We start from the raw sequence: 15,004 nt of genomic DNA, 5'->3' as shown, positions 1-15,004 counted from the left end.
CGACGAAGCGCTGGTCGGCTCTGGCGAGATGCGACGGGGTGCAGGGCCGGAACCAAGCCAATAGTAAGTACACTGATTAGTCTTCCTGACTCGGACCGTGAGTGCAACCCGCACCGCGATGATGGACAAAGGCCCGGGAATGGGTTACAAGGTGGTGGCTGGGGGCGATGACGTCTCAGGCGGGCCACGAGGCGTTCTGCGGGAGGTGACTCAGTCGGAGTGGGTGTAAGCGGCGGAGCGTACCGCGTCGTCGTCTTCCAGTCCCGCGCCTAGGGCCCCGCCTACGGTGGCCAGTGTGGCCGTGAGCCAGCTGAGTTTGGCGTAGTCTCCCGCCCCGACCGGCCGGGCCAGGACCTCGCTCAGCGCCCCGGCCTCGACCAGCAGCAGCGCACCGAGCCAGGACACGGCGAAGAGGGCGAGATAGAACACGACCACGCCGATGGCCACGGTGGTGGCGGTGGCCAGGTTGAACAGGACCACCTGCTCCCGTTCGCCGGGTCGCCGTGGCCGTTCCCACAGCCCGGCGCCCAGGATCAGGGTGGCGCTGACGGCTCCGACCGCCAACGCCGCCAGTAGGGCCAGTCGTATCGGCCCGTAGGCTGAGGCGAGCAGCCACACATCGGAGGCCACCAGGGTCAGCACCCCTGTGGCTGCGGCCCCGACCAGTGTCCGGGACAACCGGACCACCAGTGTCCAGGGCCTGTTGGTGCGGACCATGCCCAACAACAATCGCAGGTTGCCGGTAATCACCCGGGCGGTGAAGGGCACGAGGTGGTCCTCGGCGCGGTCGTCGAGGTCGTTGGCCATCTGCCGGGCACGGGTGGTGAAGCTCTGCGCGGCGTCGGCGTGTGTGGGGTGGTAACCCAGTAGCTGTCCTGCCACGGCCACCACGGCCTCCCGCGACCGTTGTCGTACGTGCACCGCCCCCAGGGCGGGGACGTCGACGAGCCCCACACCGTGCAGCGGACTCACCTGGGTGAGTACCGGTCGACGCCCGTGCCGCAGCGGCAGATCGGTGAGCACCACGGAGAGGTCCCAGTTCTCCTCCAGCATCCGGTCGCGGGCGCTTTCCAACAGATCGAGGGCATCCGCCGGCGGGACCACCAGCCGGTCTTCGATCACTACCACCTGCCACAGCACGTTCGGGTGGCGGTCCCGCAACAAGCTCGAGACCGTGGCAGCGACCTCGGGGCCCACCAGCCCCGCCACCTGCGGAGAGATCACGATTCCCAAGGCCAGCTCCGGAGGGGTGGGGTCATCGACGGGGTCTGCGGCGGTCGAGGACGGATCAGCAGGCACAGGCGGTTGGCCGGGTGCACCGGGTGGTGATGACAGCGGGTACCTTCCTTGTTGTGCAGCTCACGGGTTCGGGCCCTTGCTGTTGAGCGTGGTGGTCGCCGCGTCGAAGTGGTCGGCGTCGACAAGCACGTCATAAGCATCCGCCTCCAGGCCCTGCACACTGGAGAAGTCACGCCGCCCACCGGTGGCGGCGTGAGCGACCAGTCCTAGGACCAGTCCCCAGATCACCCCCAGCACGAGGGTCCACATCAGCACCGGCCACCAGCCGATGAGAGTGAGGATGCCCAGCAACAGTCCGAGGAACAGTCCCAGCCACGCCCCGGTTCCGGCTCCGAGCACAGCGGCCCGGCCGTAGGTCATCCGCCCGGTGATCTGTTCGACCAGGCGCAGGCCGGTGCCGACCACCCGCACATGCTCGACGGGAAACCGGGCGTCGGAGAGAGCGTCGACGACCTGTTGTGCTTCGGTGTAGTTGGGCACGGTGCGCAGCACCCGAAAGTGGGTGGCAGTAGCCGGTGGGACGGCGGCGGGATGGGACACGGGCCTCACTTCCGGTTCGATCGAAGGTTTCGTTGCCGGCGGGTGGACTGGTGCAGAGCGTGGACGGTGATATCCACACCGGCGGAACTGCACCCCAGCCCGGTGAGGGTCTCCTGGACGCAGCACTCCACCGCGGCCGTGATGGCCACCGCCGCCTGCAGCTTCTGATCTGTCGGGACAGTAGCCGGATCCAAAGACAGATCCACCGCCACCTGCACTTGTGCCCCTCGAACGTGCACGCACACCCCGGTGCACGCCCCGATGCCCCCGGGTCGGCGGTGCCGTATCCGGTGGACCGCTTCCGTCCAGGCGCACATCATGGCCAGGACCCTGGTGAGCACGGTGGGGATCAGCTGCAGCACCCCCGGGGTGGCGGCTACCGACTGGGCGACCACCCTCGCCACCGTGCCGGGCTCGGGAACCGGGGGTGTCAAGAGCGTCCCGGCCCGTGGTTCTTCCTGCCCAGTTCGCGGGGGAGAGAGCCGGGCAGGACACCCACGCTGCGGGGCCCGCACGGTGGTCGCCGGGACCGTGGGCGCACAGGACACGGTCGGGGCCAGTCTCGATTGCCCCAGGTGCCCCCCGGTGCGGCCGGCGAGGACCCCCTGAGCACCCCGGATGATCCGGCTTGGTTGCAGGGGACTGGTTCGGACACCGCACCGGTTCACCGGTGCGCCCCGTGCTTGGCTGCCACACGCGTGCGGATCGCCAGCTCTTCGACCAGCTCGTGGTGTCGATCCAGGGTCACCGGGTGCGGCCCGGAGGGATCGGTGCGGTAGTCCTCATCGAGTTGGCAGCAAATCCGGTTGTGCAACACCTGCACCTGGGTCAGCGGCAGCTCGGCCAGTACACCGGGGAAAGGCTCATCCGGTCCCAGACAGGTACGGGGCCGACCCGGAGGCGTCGACGGACTCAGAGGAACTGCGGCAGCCGGGTCGTCGATGAGCACGTGGGTGGACATGCTCATGCCGCGATCCTCCCACCAGCACCGGTGCCCGGGCGCGCGGCGGGGCGTGCGCCCAGCGGGGGCACCGGTCGGGAACGGCTGGGCTGGGCCACTACCAAGTGCACCGGTGACCGTGTTCCCCCGGCCCCGTCCTGATCCACGGCCTGGCGCAGCAGGTCCAGACCGAGGGGCTCCAGATGGCGTACTCGGGTGAGATCGACCGTGACCTCAACGGTGGGGGTCAGGGTGCGGGCCCGGCGGATCAGCGGGTGCAGGGCCCGCTGACTGAACTCGGTGAGACATCCGGTGACAACGATCCGGACGTTGCGTCCGTCGAGATCGACGTGGACGGTCACAGAAATCTTGTGGTCCATGGCAGCAGCTTTCGATACGCGAAAAGGGGTCGTGGCCCGCTGCTTGACCGGAGACCAGGATATGTCAGGCACCACCGAGAACGCCAGCACACTTCCTATCGCACCGACCCCACCGGTGCCTTCAGATATCCGGGGTCCAGGCCTCGACGTGGATGCTGGTCCGGCCCTGGCACCCTGGCCACCTGTTGGAGGGCCATCTCGCCCAAGTTGAGGTGGCGGTGGGCTTCGGTGTTGCGCGGAAGGACGAAATCTTTGGTGCGTGATCCTGTGACCGGAGGGATCATCGTGCCTGTCATCTCAGCCGTAGACACTGACACAGACGTCTTCTTTGGATCCGGCCCGCCCCACCGTTCTTCTTGCAGTCCCCTCTGTGGTCTCGTCCACGGTCGCGGCCTGAGAGATCGCGTCCCAGTCCTGCCGTGCGGGGGTAGCGGAAACTCGCCACCACCAGGTGGATCGCGCATGTTCGCACGATCGTGGTCGGCCACACGCTGGCCACGGAATCGGGCAGACCCTTGAGGCCGTCGCAGGCGAGCATGAGCACGTCCTCGACCCCGCGGCTCTTGATTTCGGTCAGGACCTGCAAGCCAGTACTTTGCGCCCTTTCCGCCGGCGCCGCCCCACAGCTCCAGGATGTCGCGGTTGCCGTCCACGGTCGCGGCCAGGGCGATAAAGATCGGCCGGTTCGCGACTTGTCTGTCGCGCACCTTGAGGTGGATGCAATCCACGAGGAGCGCCGGGTCCAGGGCGCGGTTCTGTCACTCGGTCATGCACCTGAGGACCATGTTCGTGATCGTGGAGATCGTCGTCTTCGACACCTCCGTACCCTAGACCTCGGCCAGGCGCGCACTGGTGTCACCGTGTGCGAGCCCGTGGGTGGACAGCGAGAGCACCATGTCTGCCACGCTGCCGCTTCTTCACGATGCCCGGCTCGATCGCCACCGGCCTGTCTCTACCCCGCTCTCGGTGCGGTCACGGGGCCAGTAGGGTGAGGGCAGAAAAATACCCCGGCCGCATCATGGCTCATGTCCAGAGAGGCGGATCCGGGGACTACGCGATCTAGTGTAGCGAAGGCAGGACCGGACATCTATGGCAGCACCGGGGTGGAGCAACGGGGCGCATCAACGTGCTCTGCAACGGGCGATCACTCCGTTGCGGATGGGCAGCTATCTGCACGCCGCCGGCCATGAAGTCGGTCTCGCCACGCAGCTCTATATCTGGGATCGTGATGTTGCTGCGGCCCTGTTGGCTGATGTCGCCATCGTAGAAGTCGCTTTGCGCAACGCGCTCAACGATCAGCTCACGGCCGCCTACGGCCCCCGATGGTTCGAGGTCGACGTGGGCTTTGACGGGCCGACGCGGCAGAGCCTTGCCCAGGCGTGGGGGGCCCTGCCATCGGGGAGTCAAACACCGGGCCATCTGGTGGCCCGGCTGATGCTCGGTTTCTGGAAGGGCCTCCTCGAGCCCGGCGGGTATGTGGGCCGGGCCCCGCAGCGGTTCCGCGCCGACCACGAAGCGTTGTGGGTGCACTGCCTGCACCGGGCCTTTCCCGGGGGCCGGCTCATGGCCCGGGCCGAGGGAGCCCAGTTCACCCGCTCGTGGACGTTGGAGACAGTCACCGTGGTCCATGCTGCCCGTAACCGGGCGGCTCACCACGAGCCGTTCGTCAACGGTTTCCCACTGCCTGGTCAGCGCATCAGGCTCGAGGCGCAGGACGCCCATCAGGCCTGTCTCAAGCTTGCCGGCATCATTGATCGTGACTTGGCCGGGTGGTTGCGGACCTCCACAGCCGTTCCCGGGCTGCTGAACGACCGTCCGCAGAGCACGTCCTGAGCACCCGCGGTCAAGGTCAGACGGCGTCTGTGCGGCCGACCAGGTTCTGCCGGACAGGGCTCCGATCGAGGTGCCGCTGCTCGGTGTACCCGGTACGACGACGGGGCCCCCGTCACCGCAACGGTGACGGGGGCCCCGGAGTCGATCGGGTGCGATCAGATGCGGTCGCGGCGATCCTTGTCGGTCAGGCCGGTGCCGCGCTCGGCGTCGGTCTCGATCTCGACCTGCTCCTTGCGGACCTCGGCGTTGACGCGCTCGGTGTCGCGGACGGTTTCCTTCTCGAGCTCGATCTTCTCGACGCCCACGGTCTCCTTGGCCACCACGGCGCGCTCCTCGTGGAGGGTGACCTCCACGGTGTCCTCACCGATGGTGCCGCCGGTGACCTCGGTGCCGTCGAGGGGGGTCCGCTCGACCCGGACCTCCTCGCGCTGGACGGGGACGTCAACAGTCTCGTGCTCGGTCACGACGTACTTGCGCAGACGGGCGCGGCCGGTCTCCTGACGCTCCTTGCCCACGCGCAGGCGCTCCTCGTGACGAATGACCTCGTTGTCGTCGAGATCAGCGCGAGCGGCGGTGTCGTGACGGTCCGCGGTGTCGTCGGTGTACCGGTCATTGCGGGTGTACCCGGCGGTTCCGGCCGCCGGAGCGGCGTTACGATCGATCTCCGTGGCGTGTCGGTCCTCGCGGCCACCGGTGCCGGAGTAGTTCATCTTGTAGTAGCGGTAGATCTCCTCCTCCTCGGCCGGGGAGAGGTGCTGGTCCGCGTCCACGTTCGGGGCGTCCTTGACGACGTCCTTGGTGTAGGGAAGGACCAGGCGGTCGCCGTCCTGTCGGGCGCCGTCGGCGGGGACGAAGCTCTCCTTGGTGCCGAACAGGCCGGTGTTGACGGTCACGAAGGTGACCTCTTCGGTGGTGTCGTCCAGGAAGACCTGCTCGACCTTGCCGATCTTGTCGCCGTCCGACCCGTAGGCGGTGGCGGAGAGAAGGGCATTGACGTCGTAGGTGGCCATGAAATCTCCTTTGGGTAATTCGCGTGGCACGAACTCACGGGCGGAAGCCCGGCGCAGACGGTGCCCGCCGGTGGGCGGAGTGGTGCGTTCGGCTGCTGCCTCTCACCCTACTGATAATCAGCCTGCTGATCAATGGTCCCACTAAGAGTTGAGGCTCTGTGTGGCTCGGGATGACCCATGCGGTCCCTCGCCGCCGCGGCCGAGACAGGGCGGTGCCGTTGAGGTCGTCTCACAAGGTCGATACCCACGGGGAACGCCTCCGCGCCGTCATGGCTGGCGGCGCGGAGGCGACAACCTCACCGCGGAGTAACGGCAGGCTCCCGGGGTGCCGGCACCGTCGTACCCGACCGTGCGATCACCCCGTACGCCGACCACTGCGGCCAGCGTAAGTATGAAGCTTACTGATAGAAAGCATGCTTGTCACTATGTTGGCGGTTCCGTGCCCGGGATTCCTTCAGGCTGGCTGCGTCCTGTATCCGGGATGCGATCACTGCCTCAGGGTCGTCCGGACAACTCCTGATCGGACCGGCGACGGCGCGGACGCAGGCGCGTTGTCGCCCTTTATGTGCGACCGGATGCCGGCCATTGCACGTGGGGACGGAGTTGCAGATGGGGTTGATCTCTGCCCGGGGAGTGCTTGTCACGTGGAGTCTCCCGGTCAGGATGGCCAGCATGCCTAAGCGATACGGGTAGATGAAGTGTCGTAGGGCGTGGCCGTGCTTGGACTGCCACATGAGGGGGCCTGGCTACCGCGCGCACCAGCTGCTCTCGTGACGCGAGCTGTGGGTGATGGCTACGACAAGGGCGCCGGACGGAATAACTAGAATGGCGCAATGAAAAGCATGTACCGCATTGGGCTTGTCCTCATCCCGGTTGGGGCAATCCTGGCCTTGGCAACCAAGGTGACATCGTCCCTGCAGGGACGCTACAGCGCGGACCCGGACATCGGTCTCGGCCTGCTTTTCTTGTTGGGTCTTGCGCTTTCCATCGTGGGGGTATGTCTGGCTCTCATCGCCCGCCACGGCATGCGGAACGAGAATGCGACGACCACCCCGTGACTACAGGCGCTTCGGGTTGCCTGAGGTGTCACGGGAGGAGCCGGGGCGGGTCAGCTCTGGCCCCTCCTCTCTTGTTCTGCTGCGCCGGCTCTCTTCACTTCGACAGGCATGGTGAGTTTCCCGCCATGTCGCCATGCGCTGCCGTCATGGCGACCACGTGCTGCATGAGGTGTGCCGCCCTACATCGGGGTGTGGCGTAACGAAGCGCGGCGATAAGGTGTTGCGGGGACCCGACCCGTAGCGTTTTACGAATGCACAGAAGGCGCGCGGAGTGGAAGACCCGGCAGCGTCGCGACATGGCTTGGATCCTGGTGTTGCTGGCCGGGGTGCAGGTGGGTCTGCTGGCTGCGGTGATCGGTGTCCTGGTCGAAGACTTCGTGGTGGGCACTGTTGTTGCCTTGGTTCCGGGTGCTGTGGTGGTGGGGATCTGGTGGCGGCGGTTTCTGGACTAGCCCGGGCTGGGGGGGGCATAGAAAAAGCCGGGCGGCCGCCCGGCTTTTTCTTCTGGGAGGCGCGGCCTGGTCAACCAGGCCTCCCGGGAAACGGTGGGTGTGAGCACGCCAGTTCCCACCTCCAGTATCCGCCACCCGCCAGTCCGTTCGCAAAAGTGACGACGATCTGTGAACGAGAGCTCCCACAACACTGCGATCTGTCGGTTCACACCGGCGACGGTTCGGGGTGACACCTCGGGTCTTGTGCTCCTCGATGTTGCTGGTGCGTGGTCGACCGGGCTTCATGTTCGTTCCGCCTGACCCGATCGCCGGAGCGTGGCCTCGACACACCGGCGGGTGTCTGCTGCGCCCTGTGCAGGCTTCCGACCGACAAGGGCTACCAGGGCGCCGGGATCGGGGTGCACACCCCGATCAAGGGCTTCCACCTCGAAATCGACAGCCGGGCCTACAACGCGCTGGTCAGCGGCATGTGCGCCATCGGGGAACGCGCCAACGCGCTGCTGGGCCAACGCTGGGCCGCCCTGCGCCACGTCAGCCTCTTACCCTCACGCATCGGGGACATCGTTGCTGCCGCTCTCGTGCCAACGAGCCGTTAGCGCGGAACCCGGTAAGAAGACATCGTTGTGGCTCTAAACGGAAGTCAGGGATTTGACTTTGCGAACGTCTTAGGGTTACGGCACGCTTCACCGGGTCGGCGGGGCGACCTCCCAGCTTGAGGAGCACGTCATGCGTCACAAGATCGTTCGAGGACTGGCTGCGGCTGGTTTCGCCGCCGTCATGAGTCTTTCCTCCCTCGCGCCGGCCGCATCGGCTACCGTGCCCGCGGCCACCGTCGGGTCTGCCGCGCTCCAGGGCGGGGAGTACGCTCCCATGGACCACAACCTGATCTGGATCCCTTGAGACGACACCATCTACTCCAGCTACAGCGCCTGCATGCGGCGCGGGGCCTACCTGGCCGGGGTCTACACCGACATCGTGGACTACCAATGCCGCAACCGGTCCACGGTCACTGTCCGTCCGACACGATTTGGGATGATGCTGGAGGTCAAGCGCTCCTAGGAACGTGGAGGAACCAGCGGTGGACAGTCAATCGAAGGACCCACGGTTCGATCACCTGGTCCTGGCCGACGGGCAGAAGGCGGTGGCTACCGGGCGTCTGGTGCGCGTGCAGCAGGAAGGACACGGGTTGGTCTGGTGGCACCAGGAGCCGTGGCCCGTCGATCCTCGTCTGCCCGCCTCTGCGCCCGTCGTCGTCTTGTTCCCCCGGGGGCCTGGTCGGGACGAAGAGCTGATCGACCGAATCGGTCACCGGGTGCTGGCCACCGGGATGTGGTCCGACGGGAAGCTGTATGTGGACACCGTGACCGACATCATCCCGGCGGCGTCACCCCTGCGGTTGCCGGCGCAGTCACAGGATGCGCCGATGCACCCGGTGGACGAAGCCACCCGAACCGTCGAGAGCCCCCTGTTCGAGACCGGTGTCGTGCTGTGGCGATTCCGCCGGGTGGCCCCGGATGGGGTAGAGGAGATCGTGGTCTCGGCCACCGATGTCACAGCGGCCCGGCGAGCCCTTCTGCCCGTGTACGGTGGGCGCCTGCGGGTGTACCAGAGCCCGTGGACCGCCGACGACCTCGCACGCCTGGACGCCGTTATCGGTGCTGTCGAGCCCACACGGCGTCATGCCGGTGGGGCCGGGGTGAGCCCGGAAGGCATCGTCTACCGGCGCCTGCTGCTGACCTACCTCGACCAGCAACTGGCCACAACGCTGAGCGCGTTCCCGGAAGGCATGCTCAAGCTGGAGGTGCAGGCTCAACCACGCAGGTGAACTGCCAGTGACAAGGTCGTCGAGGGGCGACCGTGTGGCCCGCATCGCTGGGCTCATTTCATCGACTGGGACTGCCGCACGGATAGGTGTCGTTGACCTGGCTTGCCACTGGGGGCGGCCCCGAGGGATACGGCAGGTGCCCAAGCTCATGACCAGCAGGGGCTCTGCAAACGCTTTTTACATAAGGCGGATTGTCGGACACTCAGCTCTGGAATTTTTGGCCTCTGCTGGTGGGTCCGTGTGGTCGACCCGGCTCTGCCGGCGCGGTGATGCATGAGGTGGGACAGTGCTTGCGACAGGTACACCAATGGCCCCGGCAACCCGGTGCGAGGGTTACCGGGGCCGTAGGCGTGCTGCTCAGGCGGTGCGGGCGCGCCGTCGCAGCCAGAACGCGCTACCAGCAAGGGTCACGGTCAGGGCCAGGCCACCGGTCACCGCGGCGGCGCTGTCGCCGTCGGCGGTTTCCACGGCCACGCCGGTGTCGGCGCCGCCGACGGGGACCTGCTCGATCTGCGGTGCCTCCTCCAGACCAGTGCCATCGGGGCCGGCGATGATGCCGGTGTTCGGGGGCAGAGTGTCCCGGGCCAGCTCACGCTGCTCCACGATCTCGGCCACCGTCGCGGCGTCGTAGGCGTAAGCCTCGCTCTCACACGCCACGCCGTCGGCGTCGGTGTCCAGAGCGGGGTGGTACGCCGGGCTGCCCTGGGGGATGTTGTACACCCCTGCGGCGAAGGCTGCATCACAGACGGGGAAGATGGGTCCGTAAACGTCGGCCGACGCCGGGGCAGCACTGAGGGCTGAAAATCCGACGGCGGTGATCAGTGCGGCACTTGCTGCGCTTTTTCGCATCTGTTTGTCGCTTTCTGAGAGGTATTTGTCTTTGCAACGTATCCAGCCGACATTCTTGAGTCAATCCCGTCAGCGACACAAACCTGATCTGTTCCAGTCTTGTTGATTTCAGGAGTTCATTGGGCCGAGGCGAAACCTATGCACGGCGCGGCGGCCGCCCCGTTCCCGTCCATGGCACCGGGGACCACGCCGTGGACCCCGTCCCCGGAGCAGAGCCTCCGGTCGCGCCTCGGTGCCCCCGCCTTCCCGCAGGGAACTGCTGATGCTCCGTTGCACTGCGGGGACTGCGGCGTTGCACATGAAGTTGCTCATCGCGCCGGGGTGAGTCTCCGCCCGGGCATGATGTAGTGACCTTGGGAGGTGCGTTGAGGTTGGCCCTCCCGTGCGCGGAGGGTCAGAGCACCTCTGCCCCGAGCACGATGAGGCCAGCCAAGATGCCAGCACATCCCAGGACGCCGATGGGACCGGCGGTGAAGGCAGGTTCTGCTCGGTACTGCGGATGATCCGGCGGAGGAGCCTGGCGCCGTGAGGCGTAGAGACCCGCAAGTGACTTCCGGCAGAGCAGGAGGACCACGCCGGTGATCACCATGGCAGCACCCAAGACAAGGCTCGGCCACCCCACTAGAACATCTCCCGCGGCAGGAACAGACCCATCAAGATGATCACGACCCCCAGGACGACGGCGCCGACCCCGGGAGAGAGCAGCGCCGAAGAGCCGGTGCGATCTGCGAAGATCTGACCGACTCGCCGGCCGAACAGCACGCTTTGGGCCTCGATGATGACTGAGATCAGCGTTTTGCGGAACCTGATGACCACAATGCCGAAGACGATCATCACGGGGCCCATGATCAGGGCCGGCCAGAAGATGTCCTCCACTGCACACCTCCTGTAGAACTTTCCGCTTTGTCTCGGCTCAAGCCCAGAACTATCAGGCCCAGCGCGCACGGAGAAGGCGCACTTGTGCTGGCGTGCAGGCTAATGCACGTCGAGGCCACGCCCATGGTTGCTGTGGCGCACCCTCGCTGGCCTTCGAAGAGGCGCTACAGGGCGTGCAGGTACCGGCGGGTGTATCGCTGCTGCAGGCGATGGCTGACCGGCGCCAGGGCGCGGGACCACCAGGTGCCTGGACGGGAGAAGGCAGTGATGGTGAACACGATGGTGTCGTCCTCCCGCCATTCGACGCAGAACCTCTCCTCGCCCTGCTCGGGGTGGCCCTGCAGGGTCCCGTAGGCGAAGCCCCGCCGGCGCTCTTCCTCCACGACGTAGACCACCCGGCATCCGAAGGAGATCCGCAACAGGTGCCAGCCCAGGCGCAGACGGACACGGCTGTCCTGCTCGACGCGCGGTGTGGTGGCCACGACAGTCAGTCCGGCCGCTCGGTGCATCTGCCAGCTCATCAATCGATCGGCGGCGCGGTGGAACGTCGACTCCCCGTGGCCGATGACCCGGTGGACCCTCAGATGGTTGTATCCGTCGGGCAGCTGCCCAGCGGTGGCGCCGATCTCCGGGTAGGTCAGCAGGCGGTCGAGCAGAGTCATAGCGCTCACTATGCCAAGGAGGCGCTTTACATATGGCCCGGATAGCGGCCATCAAGCCAGCTCAGATGTTTTCTGGTCGTGCAGCAGGCCCGATCGGAGTGAACCCGTGGTGTTGTAGTGGTAGCTCCGGCCCATCAACGTGAAGCTCGATGCAGGGCCAGAGTAGTGATGTCGATGGGGTGTCCTTGAGCCACTGCCCAGGCGGTGGTCAGCTCCACTGCCTGGTGGACCCCGATGTCACCCTGGTGGCGCTGCGCCACTTGCTGCAGGGTGTGGTCCAACTGTTTCTGTGTGTTCGGGTCCAGATTCAGGAACCCGTCGCTGAGCACCAGCAGTGTCTGGCCGGGAGCCACCACGGTGGTGCGCACCCGCCATCCGGTGCCGTAGCTGGGGGACAGTCCCAAGGCGGGGCCGGATCCCGGCAGCCGGTGGTGTCCACCGTCGGGATCGAGCATCACAGCCACCCCGGGCCCGGCCAGCACGTAGGTCAGTGTTCCGGTGGCCGGGTCCAGGGTGGCGGCGAAGGCGGTGACGAACGTCCCCATCCCGCCCAGCAGGGCCCAGACGCCCTCCGCGGCCCGGTCAGTGGCCCGATGATGGCCGGTGCCCTGGGCCAGGGACCGCAACAGGATCCGCACGCAGGCGGCGATCACAGGAGAGGAGCCCCCACCGCCGACCACGTCGGCGACCTGGAGCTGCACCAAACCCTCGGCCAGGTGCCAGTCGAAGTAGCTTCCGCTCGCGCGCCTGGCCGGAGTCGACCGGCCGGCGAGCTCGTAGCCGGGTACCTGGATAGCTCCGGCCGGGATCAGGGCGCGCTGGGCGGCGGCCGCGGCGGCCAGCTCGTCGGAGGCGGCCAGTTCCCCCTCGACCAGCTGCCCCATCTGAGCCAGGATCTCCTGCTCGCCGGGGGTGAACCGGCGGGTTGCGGTGTCCATGATGCACAGCGACCCGACCCGTTCCCCGGTGGGGGCCTTCAGCGGCTGCCCCGCGTAGAAGCGGATTCCCTGGCGCACCACGGTCATGTCGATCACCCTGGCCTCCAGGGCGGTGTCGGTGATGACCAACGGGCCCGGATGCTGGACGGTGTAGTGACAGGGGGAGTAGTCCCGGGGGACGGAAGCCCCGGCTTCCATGCCGGTCGCGGCCTTGATCCACTGCCGGTCCGCGTCGATGAGCGTGATCGCCGCGACGGGCACCTCAAAGATCACCCGGACCAGGGCCACGATGCGGTCGAAGCGTTCCTCGGGGGCCGTGTCGAGCAGACCCAGAGCATGCAGGGCCCCCAGACGTGCGGCTTCGGCGGCGTCCGGGAGCGGTGGGCCCTCCAACGGCTTGTCGGGCTCCGGTGGCTGGGCAACAGAATCCATCTCGACGACTGTACTGACTCGCGCCCCCACACGTAGCTGGAGCGGCAATCCCTTGCCGCCGTCGGCTCCACCCGGTGGCGCCACCGCCTGTGGCGCGAATGGCCAGGCCCCGGCTACCGCCTCGATCCACCCCGTTGCACCGGAGGTCCGGGGGCTGCCCCGGACACCTGACGGGTCAAGCCAGGGCTGCTGCGTGAAGGCTCCCTGCCCTTTTGAAACCATGGTTGTTGCAGTCGATCCACCGGGTAGCTAAACAGCTGCTGGTCGGCCGGCACGCAGTGTAGCCAACACCGCTTCCGATGCCTCCGCTCTGCATATGCCGGGTGGCGGCCATGTTCTGTGGACTTTTTCATCATGTTCGGGGGGACGGCCCCCATCCCGGTGTCGTGCTGCGCCGGCTGAATCCGTGACCGTGGTGCCCGATGCGGTCTGTGTTGCCTCGCGTCTGGGTCAGTTCTGGGGTGAGGGCCTGAACGTTGCCCAGCCGGTGTCCGGGACAGCGGGCGTGGTCAGCGGTCAGGCCCGCGCTCACCCGGCGCTCCGGTCGAGGGCATTCGCCACCCATTTCTGCTTGGGCCGCGATGCTGAGTCTGATGAAATATGTGGACCTGAGGAGGGGAGTGCTCATGGGATTCGCGAAGAAGTTCGGTGCTGCCACGGACAAGGCCGTGGGTGCGGCCAAGGACAAAATCGGCGCCGCCACCAACCGTCCTGCTCTGCAGGCCGAAGGTCAGGCGCAGAACGCGGTGGGCCAGGCCAAGCAGGCTGGCCAGGACGTCGAGGACACCGCCCGGGACATCGTGGACGACGAGTAGCTCGGCCCGATTCGCCCCACCACGGGCGGGCCGTGTCCTTCCCGGTGGCCGCGGTGCAGTCGGTGTGCGCTCTGGCTGAGGCCGGACTCGTCGAGGTCCCGCTGGTGGTTCTCTCGGGTGGTGTTGAGCTATGAATCGTAGTCTGTCGGTGCGCACTACCTGCCCGTTGTAAGGCCGCAGGTGCTGGTGCGTTCCCCGATCTGAGGACAGCTTCGATGACCGACGTGGCTCCGGGCCGACCCGCTCCTGTGCACCCCGTACCTGCCCAGCGATCGATGGTGGTGATCCCGCGGGTCCACGACGGCTCCGGGGCTCAGACCCGGTACGGACTGGCCCAGGCCGACCTGGACCCGGGTGGGCAGATGCTGGTCTTTCCGCAGGGACCGGTGGTCGACCCCGACGAGCTGCGCGCCGAGGCTGCGCTGTTGTTGACGGAGGAGTTCGGGCAGGGCATGTCCGCGGCGGTGATCGCTCCGCTGGGGGCCCTCTACGCCGATCAGCGCAAGGATGAACGGATCGACGTGCTGCTGGCGGTGGCGCGCCGGACCGATGCCGAGCACGGGGGAGCGCTGGAGCCGGCCGGTCTCCCGGGGGTGGAGTGGGCCGATGAGCAGCAGTTGCTCCGCCACCTGTGTTCAGGGCGGATCATGGACACCACTACCGCCTCAGCCCTGGCACTGCTGCAGGCCTGTGGCGAGTTCACGCGCTGAGCACCTCTCGCCTCGGAACGGCCCCGCTCGAGCACTGATGCATCTGCAAGTGACAGCTGAGGTGCATCACCCCCTGGCAGTTGGGGTTCCTCTACGGGCGTTTTGCGCGTCGAGGCCGCCCCTCCCGGGGTGGAGGGGGCAACAACATGCCATCCGGTTTGCGCACGGCTGGTGCGCGAGACCGTGAAGTGGGTTGCTCCGAGGCGAGCCATTCGATGGGATGATCAGCGGGCTGTCTGTCGGGTGGTCAAGTAGCCGGCCGCCCGGCAGGCGGCATCCCGAAGGTGCCGCGTCGAGGTAGTCGGTCAGGGGGCAGACGATAAGCCCGGGGCGGTCCGGGGTGCTCCTGCTGCGAGACGGGCGGGGTGGGGTGGTTTGGTACTCT

17 protein-coding genes and 2 pseudogenes are annotated in these 15,004 nt (G+C 67.0%); 9 read left to right on the top strand and 10 right to left on the bottom strand.

Going from position 1 to position 15,004, the window contains the following annotated elements:
* Positions 1-210 precede the first annotated feature (210 nt).
* The 5 genes and pseudogenes from ACWCOM_RS15905 to ACWCOM_RS15885 all read right to left on the bottom strand — a co-directional run.
* On the bottom strand, positions 211-1,224 hold the full coding sequence (locus ACWCOM_RS15905; RefSeq protein WP_454549717.1) for a hypothetical protein: 1,014 nt from the start codon (positions 1,222-1,224) through the stop codon (positions 211-213).
* A 135-nt stretch (positions 1,225-1,359) separates the two neighbouring features.
* Complete coding sequence (locus ACWCOM_RS15900) at positions 1,360-1,791, bottom strand: general stress protein (protein ID WP_062737277.1); 432 nt, start codon at positions 1,789-1,791, stop codon at positions 1,360-1,362.
* 712 nt (positions 1,792-2,503) lie between these two features.
* Complete coding sequence (locus ACWCOM_RS15895; protein ID WP_454549716.1) at positions 2,504-2,806, bottom strand: hypothetical protein; 303 nt, start codon at positions 2,804-2,806, stop codon at positions 2,504-2,506.
* On the bottom strand, positions 2,803-3,159 hold the full coding sequence (locus tag ACWCOM_RS15890) for a hypothetical protein (RefSeq protein ID WP_047801998.1): 357 nt from the start codon (positions 3,157-3,159) through the stop codon (positions 2,803-2,805). The genes ACWCOM_RS15895 and ACWCOM_RS15890 overlap by 4 nt, the downstream gene beginning before the upstream one ends.
* A gap of 366 nt (positions 3,160-3,525) precedes the next feature.
* Positions 3,526-4,076: pseudogene (locus ACWCOM_RS15885) on the bottom strand (transposase); the annotation flags it as partial.
* Positions 4,077-4,317: 241 nt separating this feature from the next.
* Between ACWCOM_RS15885 and ACWCOM_RS15880 the strand changes: the two are divergent.
* A complete protein-coding gene (locus tag ACWCOM_RS15880; protein ID WP_217905554.1) occupies positions 4,318-4,992 on the top strand; it encodes a hypothetical protein in 675 nt (224 codons plus the stop codon).
* A gap of 155 nt (positions 4,993-5,147) precedes the next feature.
* On the opposite strand, the gene ACWCOM_RS15875 is transcribed toward ACWCOM_RS15880, so the two are convergent.
* Positions 5,148-6,002 (bottom strand): DUF2382 domain-containing protein, encoded by an 855-nt coding sequence (locus ACWCOM_RS15875; RefSeq protein WP_454549715.1) that lies wholly within the window; start codon positions 6,000-6,002, stop codon positions 5,148-5,150.
* Between the two features lie 833 nt (positions 6,003-6,835).
* Here ACWCOM_RS15875 and ACWCOM_RS15870 point away from each other — a divergent pair.
* The 6 genes and pseudogenes from ACWCOM_RS15870 to ACWCOM_RS15845 all read left to right on the top strand — a co-directional run bounded on the left by ACWCOM_RS15870 (position 6,836) and on the right by ACWCOM_RS15845 (position 9,337).
* Positions 6,836-7,060, top strand: a complete 225-nt coding sequence (locus ACWCOM_RS15870) for a hypothetical protein (RefSeq protein ID WP_136341466.1) — start codon at positions 6,836-6,838, stop codon at positions 7,058-7,060.
* Positions 7,061-7,356: 296 nt separating this feature from the next.
* Positions 7,357-7,512 (top strand): hypothetical protein, encoded by a 156-nt coding sequence (locus tag ACWCOM_RS15865; protein ID WP_154676747.1) that lies wholly within the window; start codon positions 7,357-7,359, stop codon positions 7,510-7,512.
* Positions 7,513-7,871: 359 nt separating this feature from the next.
* Positions 7,872-8,108: pseudogene (locus tag ACWCOM_RS15860) on the top strand (IS5/IS1182 family transposase); the annotation flags it as partial.
* 130 nt (positions 8,109-8,238) lie between these two features.
* The gene (locus ACWCOM_RS15855; RefSeq protein WP_290468143.1) at positions 8,239-8,412 is read left to right on the top strand and encodes a hypothetical protein; all 174 of its coding nucleotides are present in this window, start codon (positions 8,239-8,241) and stop codon (positions 8,410-8,412) included.
* Between the two features lie 33 nt (positions 8,413-8,445).
* The gene (locus ACWCOM_RS15850; RefSeq protein WP_454549714.1) at positions 8,446-8,571 is read left to right on the top strand and encodes a hypothetical protein; all 126 of its coding nucleotides are present in this window, start codon (positions 8,446-8,448) and stop codon (positions 8,569-8,571) included.
* Positions 8,572-8,590: 19 nt separating this feature from the next.
* Positions 8,591-9,337 carry a hypothetical protein gene (locus tag ACWCOM_RS15845; RefSeq protein ID WP_454549713.1) on the top strand — a complete coding sequence of 249 codons (747 nt, stop codon included), beginning with the start codon at positions 8,591-8,593 and terminating at the stop codon, positions 9,335-9,337.
* Between the two features lie 357 nt (positions 9,338-9,694).
* Here the strand turns inward: ACWCOM_RS15845 and ACWCOM_RS15840 are convergent, their stop codons facing one another.
* The 4 genes from ACWCOM_RS15840 to ACWCOM_RS15825 form a co-directional block, all read right to left on the bottom strand.
* Positions 9,695-10,186, bottom strand: coding sequence for an excalibur calcium-binding domain-containing protein (locus ACWCOM_RS15840; RefSeq protein WP_454549712.1), 492 nt, complete (start codon positions 10,184-10,186; stop codon positions 9,695-9,697).
* Positions 10,187-10,807: 621 nt separating this feature from the next.
* On the bottom strand, positions 10,808-11,062 hold the full coding sequence (locus ACWCOM_RS15835) for a hypothetical protein (protein WP_176337443.1): 255 nt from the start codon (positions 11,060-11,062) through the stop codon (positions 10,808-10,810).
* A gap of 164 nt (positions 11,063-11,226) precedes the next feature.
* On the bottom strand, positions 11,227-11,724 hold the full coding sequence (locus ACWCOM_RS15830) for a DUF1990 family protein (RefSeq protein WP_075872997.1): 498 nt from the start codon (positions 11,722-11,724) through the stop codon (positions 11,227-11,229).
* Between the two features lie 134 nt (positions 11,725-11,858).
* Positions 11,859-13,094: a GAF domain-containing SpoIIE family protein phosphatase gene (locus ACWCOM_RS15825; protein ID WP_454549711.1), complete on the bottom strand. Its 1,236-nt coding sequence runs from the start codon at positions 13,092-13,094 to the stop codon at positions 11,859-11,861.
* Positions 13,095-13,720: 626 nt separating this feature from the next.
* Here ACWCOM_RS15825 and ACWCOM_RS15820 point away from each other — a divergent pair.
* A complete protein-coding gene (locus tag ACWCOM_RS15820; RefSeq protein ID WP_454549710.1) occupies positions 13,721-13,909 on the top strand; it encodes a CsbD family protein in 189 nt (62 codons plus the stop codon).
* A 275-nt stretch (positions 13,910-14,184) separates the two neighbouring features.
* A complete protein-coding gene (locus tag ACWCOM_RS15815; RefSeq protein ID WP_454549709.1) occupies positions 14,185-14,619 on the top strand; it encodes a hypothetical protein in 435 nt (144 codons plus the stop codon).
* Positions 14,620-15,004 lie beyond the last annotated feature (385 nt).

It is taken from the genome of Kocuria sp. KH4, assembly GCF_053711175.1.
The sequence above is the reverse complement of the archived record's forward strand: the minus strand, read 5'-3'. Positions and strand labels throughout refer to the sequence as shown.

What these genes read in the sequence shown, in the direction of transcription:
- ACWCOM_RS15875 (WP_454549715.1), bottom strand. Translation starts at nt 6,002, where the DNA reads ATGGCCACCTACGACGTCAATGCCCTTCTCTCCGCCACCGCCTACGGG.
- ACWCOM_RS15820 (WP_454549710.1), top strand. Translation starts at nt 13,721, where the DNA reads ATGGGATTCGCGAAGAAGTTCGGTGCTGCCACGGACAAGGCCGTGGGT.
- ACWCOM_RS15830 (WP_075872997.1), bottom strand. Translation starts at nt 11,724, where the DNA reads ATGACTCTGCTCGACCGCCTGCTGACCTACCCGGAGATCGGCGCCACC.
- ACWCOM_RS15840 (WP_454549712.1), bottom strand. Translation starts at nt 10,186, where the DNA reads ATGCGAAAAAGCGCAGCAAGTGCCGCACTGATCACCGCCGTCGGATTT.
- ACWCOM_RS15880 (WP_217905554.1), top strand. Translation starts at nt 4,318, where the DNA reads ATGGGCAGCTATCTGCACGCCGCCGGCCATGAAGTCGGTCTCGCCACG.
- ACWCOM_RS15890 (WP_047801998.1), bottom strand. Translation starts at nt 3,159, where the DNA reads ATGGACCACAAGATTTCTGTGACCGTCCACGTCGATCTCGACGGACGC.
- ACWCOM_RS15855 (WP_290468143.1), top strand. Translation starts at nt 8,239, where the DNA reads ATGCGTCACAAGATCGTTCGAGGACTGGCTGCGGCTGGTTTCGCCGCC.
- ACWCOM_RS15870 (WP_136341466.1), top strand. Translation starts at nt 6,836, where the DNA reads ATGAAAAGCATGTACCGCATTGGGCTTGTCCTCATCCCGGTTGGGGCA.
- ACWCOM_RS15825 (WP_454549711.1), bottom strand. Translation starts at nt 13,094, where the DNA reads ATGGATTCTGTTGCCCAGCCACCGGAGCCCGACAAGCCGTTGGAGGGC.
- ACWCOM_RS15850 (WP_454549714.1), top strand. Translation starts at nt 8,446, where the DNA reads ATGCGGCGCGGGGCCTACCTGGCCGGGGTCTACACCGACATCGTGGAC.
- ACWCOM_RS15865 (WP_154676747.1), top strand. Translation starts at nt 7,357, where the DNA reads ATGGCTTGGATCCTGGTGTTGCTGGCCGGGGTGCAGGTGGGTCTGCTG.
- ACWCOM_RS15895 (WP_454549716.1), bottom strand. Translation starts at nt 2,806, where the DNA reads ATGAGCATGTCCACCCACGTGCTCATCGACGACCCGGCTGCCGCAGTT.
- ACWCOM_RS15815 (WP_454549709.1), top strand. Translation starts at nt 14,185, where the DNA reads ATGGTGGTGATCCCGCGGGTCCACGACGGCTCCGGGGCTCAGACCCGG.